This is a genomic window from Actinoplanes sandaracinus (genome assembly GCF_030009775.1).
Taxonomy (GTDB): Bacteria; Actinomycetota; Actinomycetes; order Mycobacteriales; family Micromonosporaceae; genus Actinoplanes; species Actinoplanes sandaracinus.
Genome location: NZ_JASCTH010000002.1, coordinates 362,157 through 375,182, shown reverse-complemented (window position 1 = coordinate 375,182; position 13,026 = coordinate 362,157). Strand labels below are relative to the sequence as shown.

Annotated in this window: 8 protein-coding genes and 1 pseudogene; 8 read left to right on the top strand and 1 reads right to left on the bottom strand. The window is 70.7% G+C overall.

Annotation, left to right across the window (positions count from 1 at the left end):
- The 4 genes from lysA (at position 1) to thrC (ending at position 4,242) form a co-directional block, all read left to right on the top strand.
- A complete protein-coding gene (gene lysA, locus QLQ12_RS04310) occupies positions 1–1,386 on the top strand; it encodes a diaminopimelate decarboxylase (RefSeq protein ID WP_282757201.1) in 1,386 nt (461 codons plus the stop codon).
- On the top strand, positions 1,383–2,729 hold the full coding sequence (locus tag QLQ12_RS04305) for a homoserine dehydrogenase (protein WP_282757200.1): 1,347 nt from the start codon (positions 1,383–1,385) through the stop codon (positions 2,727–2,729). Before lysA ends, QLQ12_RS04305 begins: the two co-directional genes overlap by 4 nt.
- Positions 2,729–3,112, top strand: coding sequence for a VOC family protein (locus QLQ12_RS04300; RefSeq protein WP_282757199.1), 384 nt, complete (start codon positions 2,729–2,731; stop codon positions 3,110–3,112). The genes QLQ12_RS04305 and QLQ12_RS04300 overlap by 1 nt, the downstream gene beginning before the upstream one ends.
- Before the next feature lie 80 nt (positions 3,113–3,192).
- Positions 3,193–4,242, top strand: a complete 1,050-nt coding sequence (gene thrC, locus QLQ12_RS04295; protein WP_282757197.1) for a threonine synthase — start codon at positions 3,193–3,195, stop codon at positions 4,240–4,242.
- Here the strand turns inward: thrC and QLQ12_RS04290 are convergent.
- Positions 4,239–4,769, bottom strand: coding sequence for a MarR family winged helix-turn-helix transcriptional regulator (locus QLQ12_RS04290; protein WP_282757196.1), 531 nt, complete (start codon positions 4,767–4,769; stop codon positions 4,239–4,241). The genes thrC and QLQ12_RS04290 overlap by 4 nt on opposite strands.
- 201 nt (positions 4,770–4,970) lie before the next feature.
- On the opposite strand from QLQ12_RS04290, the pseudogene QLQ12_RS04285 reads away from it, so the two are divergent.
- From QLQ12_RS04285 to rho, 4 genes and pseudogenes are all read left to right on the top strand, one after another.
- Positions 4,971–8,237 (top strand): annotated as a pseudogene (locus QLQ12_RS04285) (efflux RND transporter permease subunit).
- A 64-nt stretch (positions 8,238–8,301) separates the two neighbouring features.
- Positions 8,302–9,561, top strand: a complete 1,260-nt coding sequence (locus QLQ12_RS04280; protein WP_282757195.1) for an MFS transporter — start codon at positions 8,302–8,304, stop codon at positions 9,559–9,561.
- 20 nt (positions 9,562–9,581) lie between these two features.
- Positions 9,582–10,493 carry a homoserine kinase gene (gene thrB, locus QLQ12_RS04275; RefSeq protein WP_282757193.1) on the top strand — a complete coding sequence of 304 codons (912 nt, stop codon included), beginning with the start codon at positions 9,582–9,584 and terminating at the stop codon, positions 10,491–10,493.
- 340 nt (positions 10,494–10,833) lie between these two features.
- Positions 10,834–13,026, top strand: coding sequence for a transcription termination factor Rho (gene rho / locus QLQ12_RS04270; RefSeq protein ID WP_282757191.1), 2,193 nt, complete (start codon positions 10,834–10,836; stop codon positions 13,024–13,026).

Below are 13,026 nucleotides of genomic sequence, written 5' to 3'. Positions count from 1 at the left end.
ATGCGCGCACACGAGGCCGGGGCACTGCACGGCGACCTCGGTAGTCGCGGGCCGGCCTGGTTGCGTACCCCCGAGGACGTGAACGCCCTCGTGCCGCAACTGTGGCCGCGGACCGTGACCCGCGGTGGCGCCGGGGCCCTGGAGATCGGCGGCGTGAGCGTCGCCGATCTGGCGGCGGACTACGGCACCCCCGCCTACCTGCTCGACGAGGACGACCTGCGGGCCCGCTGCCGGGACTTCGCGGCGGCCTTCGCCGGGGCCGACGTCTACTACGCCGGCAAGTCGTTCCTCTGCAAGGCCGTGGTCCGCATCGTCGAGGAGGAGGGGCTCTTCCTCGACGTCTGCTCCGGCGGCGAGCTGGCGGTCGCGCTGGCGGCCGGCTTCCCGCCCGAGCGGATGGGTTTCCACGGCAACAACAAGTCGGAGAACGAGCTGCGCCGGGCGCTGGACGCCGGGGTGGGCCGGATCATCGTCGACTCGTTCCACGAGATCGCCCGCCTGACGGCGCTGGCCACCGAGCTGAACAAGCGGCCCGGAGTGCTGGTCCGGGTCACGGTCGGTGTCGAGGCGCACACCCACGAGTTCATCGCGACCGCCCACGAGGACCAGAAGTTCGGGTTCTCGCTGGCCGGTGGGGCGGCGTTCACGGCGGCCGCGCAGATCATCGACGAGGGCGTGCTCGACCTGCGTGGCCTGCACTCGCACATCGGCTCGCAGATCTTCGACACCAGCGGGTTCGAGGTGGCCGCCCGGCGGATCCTGGAACTGCAGGCGCAGATCCGGGACGCCCGCGGGGTGGAGCTTCCGGAACTCGACCTGGGCGGTGGGTTCGGTATCGCGTACACGACGCAGGACGACCCGTCGACGCCGGGTGATCTGGCCAAGCGGATCAACAAGATCGTCGAGTCGGAGTGCGAGATGGCGTCGCTGCGCAAGCCGCACCTGTCGATCGAGCCGGGCCGGGCGATCGTCGGCCCGGCGGTGCTCACCCTCTACGAGGTCGGCACGGTCAAGGACGTCGACGGCATCCGGACCTATGTGAGCGTCGACGGCGGGATGAGCGACAACATCCGGACCGCGTTGTACGACGCCTCGTACTCGGCCACGCTGGCGAACCGGCAGAGCGTCGCGGAGCCGATGCTCGCCCGAGTGGTGGGAAAACATTGTGAGTCCGGGGACATTGTCGTGAAGGATGAATTCCTGCCCGCCGACGTGCAGCCCGGAGATCTTGTCGCGGTCCCCGGCACCGGTGCCTATTGCCGGAGCATGGCCAGCAACTACAACCACGTTCCTCGGCCGCCTGTGGTGGCGGTGCGCGACGGCGCCGCCCGCGTCATCGTGCGGCGGGAGACCGAGGACGACCTGCTTGCATTGGATGTTGGATGAGCCCCGCCGCTGTGCCCTCTGCCGCTGTGCCGGCCAAACAGCCGTCGGCTGACCGGCCGCCGGTCCGCCTCGCCCTGCTGGGCTGCGGCATCGTCGGTTCTGAAGTGGTCCGTCTCCTGCACGAGCAGCACGAGGACCTGACCGCCCGGATCGGCGCCCCGCTCGACATCGTCGGCATCGCGGTGCGGCGGGCCGGCCGCGAGCGCGGTGACCTCCCGGTCGACGCGTCACTGTTCACCACCGACGCGCTGGGCCTGATCAAGCGCGACGACGTGGACGTGGTGATCGAGGTCGTCGGTGGCATCGAGCCGGCCCGGACGTGGCTGCTCGAGGCGCTGCGGGCGGGCAAGAGCGTGGTCACGGCGAACAAGGCGCTGCTCGCCGAGGACGGCGGCGCGCTGCACGACGCCGCAGCCGAGGGCGGCGCGGACCTCTATTACGAGGCGTCGGTGGCCGGCGCGATCCCGCTGCTGCGCCCGCTGCGCGAGTCGCTGCACGGCGACCGCGTGACCGCGGTCACCGGCATCGTGAACGGCACCACCAACTTCATCCTCTCCTCCATGGCGTCCACCGGCGCGGGCTTCAACGAGGCTCTGGAAGAGGCCACCGAGCTGGGGTACGCGGAAGCCGACCCCACCGCCGACGTCGAGGGCTTCGACGCCGCCGCGAAGGCCGCCATCCTCGCGTCCCTGGCCTTCCACACCCGGGTCACCGCCGCCGACGTGTTCCGCGAGGGCATGACCGGGGTGACCGCCGGCGACATGGCCAGCGCCAGGGAGATGGGCTGCACCATCAAGCTGCTCTGCATCGCGCAGCGTGGTGAGGATTCCGTCTCGGTGCGCGTGCACCCGGCGATGATCCCGCTCACTCACCCGCTGGCGAGCGTGGGCGACGCGTTCAACGCGGTGTTCGTGGAGACCGAGGCGGCCGGCCCGCTGATGTTCTACGGCCGGGGCGCCGGCGGCCGGCCGACGGCCAGCGCGGTGCTCGGCGACATCGTCGCGGCGGCCCGCAACAAGCTGTCCGGCACCCGCGCGCCGAGCGAGAGCAACTACGCCCAGCTGCCGGTGCGCCCGATCGGCGAGTCGATGACCCGCTACCACATCAGCCTCGACGTGGCGGAGAAGCCGGGCGTCCTGGCCACCGTCGCCGGGGTCTTCGCCCAGCACGAGGTCTCCATCGCGACGGTCCGCCAGTCCGGCCGCGAGGACGACGCGAAGCTGGTCATCGTCACCCACAGCGCGCCGGACGCGGCCCTGGCCGCTACCGTCGAGGCGCTGTCGCGGCTGGACATCGTCCGGTCGATCGCGAGCGTGCTGCGTGTCGAGGGAGGAGCCGGCTGATGCTCGACCACGTGGGATTCCAGTGTGCCGATCTGGCGGCGAGCGCCGCGTTCTACGACGCGGTGCTGGCGCCGCTGGGCGGGCGCCGGATGCTCGACCACAAGGTCGCGATCGGCTACGGGACCGACCACCCGGACTTCTGGATCGGTGAGCTGACCGAGGGCGAGGGGTTCGTCGAGGCCCACATCGCCTTCGTCGCCGCCGACCGGGCCGCCGTGGACGCCTTCCACGAGGCGGCGGTGGCGGCCGGGGCCGAGGTGCTGCACGCGCCGCGCCTGCACCCGGAGTACCACGAGCATTACTACGGCGCATTCGTGCGCGATCCGGACGGCAACAACGTCGAGGCCGTCTGCCATCGCCCGGAAGAACCAGCAGCGTCCTGAATAGTGGGCACCCGGTCCCACGGGCCGGATGGATCGGGCACGCTGTGCCCGACTTCCCAGCGTGAGTGAGGAGTACGGCCATGTGGCGGGGCTTGATCGAGGCGTACCGGGACCGGCTGCCGGTCACCGACGCCACTCCGGTGGTCTCGTTGCACGAGGGGAACACCCCGCTGGTGCCGGCGCCGGTGCTGTCGGCGCGGGTCGGCGCGGACGTCTACCTGAAGGTGGAGGGCGCCAACCCGACCGGTTCCTTCAAGGACCGGGGTATGACGATGGCCGTCTCCAAGGCCGTCGAGGAGGGCGCGAAGGCGATCATCTGCGCGTCCACCGGCAACACCAGCGCTTCCGCCGCGGCGTACGCGGCCCGCGCCGGCATCACCTGCGCGGTGCTCGTGCCGCAGGGCAAGATCGCGCTCGGCAAGCTCGCGCAGGCGCTGGTGCACGGCGCCCGCCTGCTTCAGGTGGACGGCAACTTCGACGACTGCCTGGCGCTCGCCTCGAAGCTCTCCCAGGACTACCCGGTGGCGCTGGTCAACTCGGTGAACATCTTCCGCCTGCACGGGCAGAAGACGGCGTCCTTCGAGATCGTCGAGGCGCTCGGCGACGCGCCCGACATCCACTGCCTGCCGGTCGGCAACGCCGGCAACATCTCCGCCTACTGGATGGGCTACCAGGAGGACTACGAGGCCGGCAATGCCACGAAGCTGCCGAAGATGTACGGCTTCCAGGCCTCCGGCGCCGCCCCGATCGTGAACGGCAAGGTCGTCGAGCAGCCGTCGACGATCGCCACCGCGATCCGGATCGGCAACCCGGCGAGCTGGACCAAGGCCCTGGACGCCCGGGACGCGTCGGGTGGCCTGATCTCGGCGGTCACCGACCGGGACATCCTGAACGCGTACCGCCTGCTGGCCCGTGAAGTGGGTGTCTTCGTCGAGCTGGGCAGCGCGGCCAGCGTGGCGGGTCTGCTGCAGCAGTCGGCGGCCGGGAAGATCCCGGCCGGTTCCCGGGTGGTCTGCACGGTGACCGGGCACGGCCTGAAGGACCCGGAGTGGGCCATCTCCACGGCTCCGTCGCCGACCGTCATCGCGAACGACGCGCTGATCGCGGCGAAGGCCCTCGACCTGGCTTAGTCCTCTGGTTCACCGGTTTGCGGATCGGCCGCGGCATGGTCTGAGAGACTGGCTGCGGCCTCGTCCGTTTTCTGGCATCCCGCCTCGCGGACCAGGATGTCCATGGCTTTGGACACGATCGCGAGCTCCTCGGCTGAGAGCCTGCTGAGGAGTTCGCGCTGTTTGGCCACGCCCGCCGTGATGATGCCCTCGATGACTTCGGTCCCTGCCCTGGTGAGCCCGATCCGGCGTACCCGCCGATCGCTCAGGTCCTCTGTGCGCGTGACCAGGTCCTGCACGACGAGGCGGTCGACCATGCCGCTGAGCGCGGCGGCGCCGACCCCGAGCGACCGGGCCAGCTCGCCGCCGGCGAGGGTGCCGCGCCGGGACAGCAGCAGCAGGATCTTGAGCTGCGACATCGTCAGGTGCGACGAGAAGAGCGGGTGCGACCGGTCGTCGGCGAACAGATGCTCCAGCCGGATCTGCGCGCCCATGATGTCCGCGATGAGCTTCTCTTTCTGGCTCAGCGCCCACTCCTCTGGTGACATGCCGGTGGCCTGTTTGTCTCCACCTGGTGACGGACGCTACCAGTGGGCCTCGTCCACGACCTACGTCGAGCCGCGTCTTACCCGCGGGAAGCGCCACGTCTCCACCGTCGTGAGCAGGTCCCTAGGGGGCCCGGCCGAAAATCATTTGTTCGTGTCATGCAAACTATCAATATCGACCGAACCATTCTCGGGGGAGCGCCCATGTCAGCTCTGACACGGCTCAGCCTTGCCAACCGAGGTCTCGTCGCCCTGATCGCCCTGGTGATCAGCGGCTTCGGAATCTATGCGATCCCGTCACTCAAGCAGCAGCTCTTCCCCTCGATCGAGCTGCCCGCCGCGTTCGTCAGCGCGGTGCTGCCAGGAGCCTCGCCGGAAGCGGTCGAGGCACAGGTGACCAAGCCGATCGAGGACGCGGTCAAGGGCATCGACGGCATCGACACGGTGACGTCGACGTCGCGGGAGAACGTCTCGAGCGTCGTGGTGATGTTCGAGTTCGGCACCGACATCGAGTCCGCCGTCAACCAGGTCACCACCTCGGTGAACCGGATCCAGGCGCAGCTCCCGGAGAACGTCGACCCGACGGTCTTCGCCGGCGGCACCGACGACATCCCGGCCATCGTGCTCGCCGCCTCCGGTGGCTCCGACGAGGCCGACCTGCTCAACAAGCTCAACCAGACCGTCGTACCGGAACTGAACTCGATCGAGGGCGTCCGTGACACCCAGATCACCGGGGCCCGGGCCAAGCAGGTCGTGATCACCCCCGACCTGGCGAAGATGGGCGCGGCCGGGGTCGCCCCCACCTCGCTCACCACGGTGCTCCAGGCCAACGGCGTCTCCATCCCGGCCGGGGCGGTCGTGCAGGGCGACAAGTCGCTCACCGTGCAGGTCGGCACCCCGATCACCACGGTCGGCCAGCTCAAGGACGCCTATCTCACCGGCGCGCGCGGGCCGGTCCGGCTCGGTGACATCGCGGCGGTGGAGAGCAAGCTGCCGGCCGCCGAGTCCTACACGCGGACCGACGGGATCGACAGCCTCGGCATCGCGGTGACGGCCCGCCCGGACGGCAACCCGGTCTCGATCTCGCACGAGGTCCGGGACATGCTCGATCAGCTCCAGAAGGACTCCGGCGCCACGCTGAAGGTCATCACCGACCAGGCGCCGTACGTGGAGCGGTCCATCGAGAGCCTGACCACCGAAGGCCTGCTCGGTCTCCTGATGGCCGTCGTGGTCATCCTGGTCTTCCTGCTCAGCGTGCGGTCGACCCTGGTCACCGCGGTGTCCATCCCGCTGTCGGTGCTGGTCGCGCTGATCGCCCTGTGGATCGGTGACTACACGCTCAACCTGCTCACCCTCGGCGCGCTGACGATCGCGGTCGGCCGGGTGGTGGACGACTCGATCGTGGTGCTGGAGAACATCAAGCGCCACCTCGAGTACGGCGAGGAGAAGGTGCACGCCATCCTCGGCGCGGTCCGGGAGGTGTCCGGCGCGGTCGTCGCCTCCACGCTCACCACGGTCGCCGTCTTCGCCCCGATCGCCTTGGTCGGCGGTCTGGTCGGCCAGATCTTCGCGTCCTTCGCGATCACCGTGACGGTGGCGCTGCTGGCCTCGCTCCTGGTGGCGCTGACCATCGTGCCGGTGCTGGCGTACTGGTTCCTCAAGCCGCCGGCCGCCGGCGCCGACACCGCGGAGTTCCGCAAGGCCGCGGAGGCGAAGGAACTGCGCAGCCCGCTCCAGCGCGCCTACCTGCCGGTGATCAACTTCGCCACCACCAAGCGCTGGACCACGGTCCTGATCGGCCTGCTGGTCCTGGGCGGCACTGTCGGCCTCGGCCGGAACCTGGAGACGAACTTCCTCGACGAGTCCGGCCAGGACAGCCTGACGATCACGCAGGAGCTGCCGGCGGGCACCAGCCTGGCGGCCACCGACGCGGCGGCGAAGAAGGTCGAGGCGGTGCTCGCCGCCCGCGCCGAGATCACCACCTATCAGGTCACCGTCGGCGGCAACGCGGCCAACCCGTTCGCCGGGGGCGGCGGCGCCGGCAACGCCACCTTCAACGTGGCGCTCGGCGAGGACGTCGACGGCGAGAAGCTCTCCGACGAGCTGCGCGAGCAGTTCGCCCAGCTCACCGACAAGGGTGAGATCAAGATCGGCCAGGAGGGCTCCGGCCTGGGCAGCAGCCAGCTCTCCGTCCAGGTGTCCGCGGCCGACAACGTCGCGCTCGCCGCGGCCACCGAGCAGGTGCGGGCCGCGATGGCCGGCATCGCCGGTGTCACCGACGTGGACACCAGCCTGAAGGCCAGCGTCCCGCGGTTCGACGTGGTGGTGGACCGCAAGGCAGCCGCGACCGCCGGGCTGACCGAGGCGCAGATCGCTCAGACCGTGGCCGGCATGTTCCGCAGCGCCCCGGCCGGTGAGGTCAGCATCGACGGCACCGCCCAGGACGTGGTGATCTCGTTCGGGACGGCTCCCGCCGACCCGGCCGCGCTTCGCGCCCTGCCGCTGACCACCGCCCGTGGCGTGGTCCCGCTGGACCAGGTGGCCGACGTCAAGGAGGTCGGCGGCCCGGAGACCGTCACCCGGGTCGACGGCAACCGCACCGCCACCGTCACCGGCACGGTCACCGGCTCCGACCTCACCGCGGTCAACAAGGACCTCGCCGAGAGGCTGGACGCCCTCCAGAAGCCGCCCGGCGCCGAGACCACGGTCGGCGGTGTCAGCGCCGACCAGGCGGAGGCGTTCGAGCAGCTCGGCCTGGCCGTGCTGGCCGCGATCGCGATCGTCTTCATCATCATGGTCGCCACCTTCCGCAGCCTGCTGCAGCCGGTGATCCTGCTGGTGTCGATCCCGTTCGCGGCGACCGGCGCGATCGGCCTGCTGCTGATCACCGGCACTCCGCTCGGCGTACCGGCGTTGATCGGTGTGCTGATGCTGGTCGGCATCGTGGTCACCAACGCGATTGTGCTGATGGACCTGATCAACCACTACCGGGCCGAGGGGTACGGCGTGAAGGAGGCCGTGATCGAGGGCGGCCGGCACCGGCTGCGCCCGATCCTGATGACCGCCATCGCGACCATCTTCGCGCTGATCCCGATGGCGCTCGGCCTCACCGGCGAGGGCGGCTTCATCTCGCAGCCGCTCGCCATCGTGGTGATCGGTGGCCTGGTCAGCTCGACGCTGCTGACCCTGGTGCTGGTGCCGACGCTCTACACCATGGTGGAGAACCGCAAGGAGAAGAGCCGGGCCAAGCGCCAGGCGAAGCGGCTCCGCAAGCGCCAGGGCCCGGGCGCCCCGAAGCACGCCGCCGACGAGCCGGCCGACGACCTGGTTCCGGCCGGGGCGGCGCCGGACTCCAGCGGCGGCGCGCACGAGGCCCGGTCCTAGGCCGGTGGCCGGTCCGCGCCGCGCGGCATCACCGACCGGTTCGAGGTGCTCAAGGCTCCGCGCGGGCCGGTGAACCCGGCCGAGTAGTCAGCGTCACATAGTCAGGCCCGGTCCCGCGAGGGGCCGGGCCACGTCTATATAGGGTCGGTACGTGCCAGCCTCGTTCTCGGTCCTTACCCGCAACCGTGACTTCCGTCGCCTCTTCGGGGCCGAGCTGGTGGTCTTCGGCGCCGACTGGTTCGTCATGGTGCCGCTGCTCGTGCTGCTTCCCGAGCTCACCGGCGACGGCACCCTGGGCGCGCTGGTGCTGGCCGTGGACACCGGCATCCTGGCGCTGCTGCTGCCCTGGACCGGCACGGTCGCCGACCGGATGGACCGCCGGAAGATCCTGATCTGCTCCAACGTCGCCGCCTTCGTCTCGGTGCTGCTGCTCTTCGCGGTCCGGTCCGAGGCCACCGCCCCGCTGGCGCTGGTGGCGGTCGGGGCGATCGCGGTGTCGAAGGCCTTCTACTCGCCGGCGGCGTCGGCGGCGCTGCCGAACCTCGTGGACGCCCGCGACCTGGCGGCGGCGAACACCGTCGCCGGCTCCGCCTGGGGCACCATGACGGTGGTGGGCGCGTCGCTCGGTGGCGTGGTGAGCAGCGTCTTCAACCCGTACATCTGCTTCGCTGTGACCGCGGTCTGCCTGCTCACCGGAAGCCTGCTGACCGCGTTGATCCGGCGCCCGATGCAGGCGCCGCGCAGCGGCGGCGCCGAGCCGGCCCGTGCTCTGCCCGCGCTGCTGGAGTCGCTGCGCTACATCGCCGGCCGCCCGCGCATCCGGGCGCTGGTCACGGTGAAGTCCGCGGTCGGCCTCGGCAACGGGGTGCTGGCGGTGTTTCCGCTGATCGCGGCGGCGCACGGAGTGGGTGCGCTGGGCACCGGCCTGCTCTTCGCGCTGCGCGGGGCGGGTGCGCTGGTCGGCCCGCTGGTGATGCGCCCGGTGCTGAACCGCCCGTCCTGGCTGCTGCCGGGTCTGGCGATCTCCATGGGCCTGTACGGCGTCGGCTATCTCGGTGTCGCCTTCGCGCCGTGGTTCCCGCTGGTGCTGACCCTGGTCTTCGTCGCGCACTTCGCCGGCGGCAGCAACTGGGTGCTCTCCAATTTCGCGCTCCAGGGCGAGGTGCCGGACGCGCTGCGTGGCCGGGTCTTCGCCACCGACATGATGCTGGCGACGCTCGCCATCGCGATCAGTCAGCTCCTCGCGGGCGCGGCCATCGCGCACGTCGAACAGAAGTGGATCATCGCGGGCTGTGCGTCGATCACGCTCACCTATGCGATCGGCTGGCGGATCGCCACCCGGCGTCTGCGGCCGTCCCCGGCCGAGCCGACATTCGGGACTGCCGGGACCGGGGAGCCTCCCCGCCAATGATCAAGCCCTAGCATGTGGCGATGGGCTTGACCTTCGGCACCGAACCGGTCTCCGTCAGCACGCCGGCGACCAGCGCCAACCTCGGACCGGGCTTCGACGCCCTGGGCCTCGCGCTGACGCTCTACGACGACCTGACCGCCCGCGTGACCGGCGGCGGGTTCACGGTGACCCTGCACGGTGAGGGCGCCGGTGAGCTGCCCACCGACGCCCGTCACCTGGTCATCCGCGCGATGCTGGCGACGTTCGACGAGGCGGGGGAGAGGCCGCCGGGCGTGGCCCTGGAGTGCGTGAACCGGATCCCGCAGGCGCGTGGCATGGGCAGTTCGTCCGCGGCCATCGTGGGTGGCGTCCAACTGGCCCGTGGACTGATCAAGGACGGACAGAAGCTGATCGATGACGCGGCCGCGCTGCGCATCGCGGCCCGGCTGGAGGGCCACCCGGACAACGTCGCTCCCTGCCTGCTCGGCGGATTTACGATCGCGTGGACCGAGCCGGGCGGGGCACGTGCGGTCAAACTCGCGCCCGCCGCGGGCGTACGCCCCATGGTTTTCGTTCCCGCGGAACTTGGGTACACCGCCTCGGCGCGTGCGGCGCTGCCGTCCGAGGTGCCGCATCCCGACGCGGCGTTCAACGCCGGGCGGGCCGCGCTGCTCACACACGCGCTCACAGTTGATCCGTCGCTGCTGTTCCCGGCCACCGAGGACCGGCTGCACCAGGGTTACCGCGCTTCCGGCATGCCGGGCACGGCCGCTCTGGTGGCGGCGCTCCGGTCGGCCGGGGTGGCCGCCGTGGTCAGTGGCGCCGGGCCGACCGTGCTCGCGTTGACCGAGGTCCCGGGCGATTTCGCGCCCGGTGCGCACTGGCGCGGCGAAGTGCTGGGCGTGGATGACGCCGGTGCTTGTGTGAAAGGGGGTATGGTGGAACACGCCTAGCGGGGTCCTGTTGCCGCAGGTCGCACGAGTTGACTACGCTCATGGACCTGGCACGGTTTCATAGACATGCCGCGAAGCAAGCGATCTCTGCGGTTCGGCGCACCCGAGATTTCTGGGCCAACGCCCTTTCTCAACTCTCTCAAGGCATACGCCGAGCAGCAGTCGATTGATTGCTGCACTCGCCCGAGACCTACCCGTCAAGCCCTGACGGGAGGGATACCGGTCGAGCAGCCGTGCTGCACAAACTCCCGCGCCGCTGTTGCGAAGCGGGTTCCGAGGGCACCCGGCCCAAAGCCGAGTTTCCGGGTGATCTCGGGCTTTTTCCGACGGAAGGAATCCATTGAGCGACACCACCGACGTGACGTCGGGTGTTTCTGACGTCGCTGACGGCGCCGGCACCACCGCGACCGCTACGAAGCGCCGCCGGGGCGGCACCGGGCTGTCCGCGATGCTGCTGCCCGAGTTGCAGAGCCTCGCCGCCTCCCTCGGCATCTCCGGCACCGCCCGGATGCGCAAGGGCGAGCTGATCGCCGCGATCACCGAGCGTCAGAGTGGCGGCACCCCCGCCGCTGCCGCCGAGCCGGCCCCGCGCCCGCGCACCAACGGTTCCGAGGCCGTCGCCGCTCCCGTCCAGGCCGCTCCGGCCCAGTCGGCCCCGGTCCAGGCAGCCCCGGTCCAGGCAGCCCCGGTTCAGGCCGCTCCGGTTCAGGCCGCTCCGGCCGAGGCGCCCCAGACCGCAGCAGCTCCGGCCGAGACCGCTCCGGCTGAGCGCCCGTCCCGGAGCCGCCGCGAGCGTGGCTCCCGGGATTCGGCGGCCCGCGAGACGGCTCCTCGTGAGTCGGCTCCGCGGGAGACCGCTCCCCGCGAGACCGCCCCGCGTGACACCGCTCCGTCGGACGCCGCTCCGGCCGTCGCGGCCGAGGCGCCGGCGCCCGCCGCCGAGACCGCCGAGCGTCCCGAGCGGGGCGACCGGCCCGAGCGTGGCGAGCGCAACCGTGACCGGCAGCGCAACCAGCGCGACGGTCAGCGTGACGGCGGTCCGCGTGACGGCCAGCGTGACGGCGGCCAGCGTGACGGCGGTTCACGTGACGGCCAGCGTGACGGCGGCCCGCGTGACGGCGGTTCACGTGACGGCCAGCGTGACAGCGGCCCGCGTGACAGCGGCCCGCGTGACAGCGGTCCGCGTGACGGTCAGCAGCGTGACGACCGCGGCAACGACCGTGGTCAGCGCACCGACCAGGGTCACGACGACGACGACAGCGACGGCGAGGGTGGCCGCCGCAGCCGCCGCAGCCGCTTCCGGGACCGTCGTCGCGGCCGTGACCGTGACGAGAACCCGCGTGAGGACAACCGGCCCTCGGGCGGCCGGGAGCCGCACGTGTCCGAGGACGAGGTGCTCGTCCCGGTCGCCGGCATCCTGGACGTGCTGGACAACTACGCGTTCGTCCGCACCACCGGCTACCTCTCCGGCGCCAACGACGTCTACGTCTCGATGTCACAGGTCAAGAAGTACGGCCTGCGGCGCGGCGACGCGGTCACCGGTGCGGTGCGGTCGACCCCGCGCGAGAGCGGCACCGGCGACCAGCGGCGGGACAAGTACAACCCGCTGGTCCGGCTGGACACCATCAACGGGATGGAGCCCGACGAGGCCCGCCGGCGTCCCGAGTTCTACAAGCTCACGCCGCTCTACCCGCAGGAGCGCCTGCGCCTGGAGACCGAGCCGCACATCCTGACGACCCGCATCATCGACCTGGTGATGCCGATCGGCAAGGGCCAGCGTGCCCTCATCGTCTCGCCGCCGAAGGCCGGTAAGACGATGGTGCTGCAGGCTCTGGCCAACGCGATCACCCGCAACAACCCCGAGTGCCACCTGATGGTCGTGCTCGTGGACGAGCGGCCCGAAGAGGTCACCGACATGCAGCGCACGGTCAAGGGCGAGGTCATCGCGGCCACGTTCGACCGCCCGCCGCAGGACCACACCACGGTCGCCGAGCTCGCCATCGAGCGGGCCAAGCGGCTGGTCGAGCTTGGCCACGACGTGGTCGTGCTGCTCGACTCGGTGACCCGGCTCGGCCGGTCCTACAACCTGGCCGCTCCGGCCTCCGGCCGCATCATGTCGGGTGGTATCGATTCGACCGCTCTCTACCCGCCGAAGCGGTTCCTCGGCGCGGCGCGCAACATCGAGAACGGTGGCTCGCTCACCATCCTCGCGACCGCGCTGGTCGAGACCGGGTCGATGATGGACACGGTGATCTTCGAGGAGTTCAAGGGCACGGGCAACGCCGAGCTCAAGCTGGACCGCAAGATCGCCGACAAGCGTGTCTTCCCGGCCGTGGACGTCTCCGCCTCCAGTACCCGTAAGGAAGAGATCCTTCTGGGCAAGGAGGAGCTGGCGATCATCCACAAGCTCCGCAAGGTGCTCAGCTCGCTGGAGTCCGGCGCGGCACTGGACCTGTTGATGGACCGGCTCAAGCAGACCCGGACCAACATCGAGTTCCTGATGCAGATCGCCAAGTCGACACCTGGCGAGTAA

What these genes read in the sequence shown, in the direction of transcription:
- thrC (WP_282757197.1), top strand. Translation starts at nt 3,193, where the DNA reads ATGTGGCGGGGCTTGATCGAGGCGTACCGGGACCGGCTGCCGGTCACC.
- QLQ12_RS04305 (WP_282757200.1), top strand. Translation starts at nt 1,383, where the DNA reads ATGAGCCCCGCCGCTGTGCCCTCTGCCGCTGTGCCGGCCAAACAGCCG.
- lysA (WP_282757201.1), top strand. Translation starts at nt 1, where the DNA reads ATGCGCGCACACGAGGCCGGGGCACTGCACGGCGACCTCGGTAGTCGC.
- QLQ12_RS04290 (WP_282757196.1), bottom strand. Translation starts at nt 4,769, where the DNA reads ATGTCACCAGAGGAGTGGGCGCTGAGCCAGAAAGAGAAGCTCATCGCG.
- QLQ12_RS04300 (WP_282757199.1), top strand. Translation starts at nt 2,729, where the DNA reads ATGCTCGACCACGTGGGATTCCAGTGTGCCGATCTGGCGGCGAGCGCC.
- thrB (WP_282757193.1), top strand. Translation starts at nt 9,582, where the DNA reads ATGGGCTTGACCTTCGGCACCGAACCGGTCTCCGTCAGCACGCCGGCG.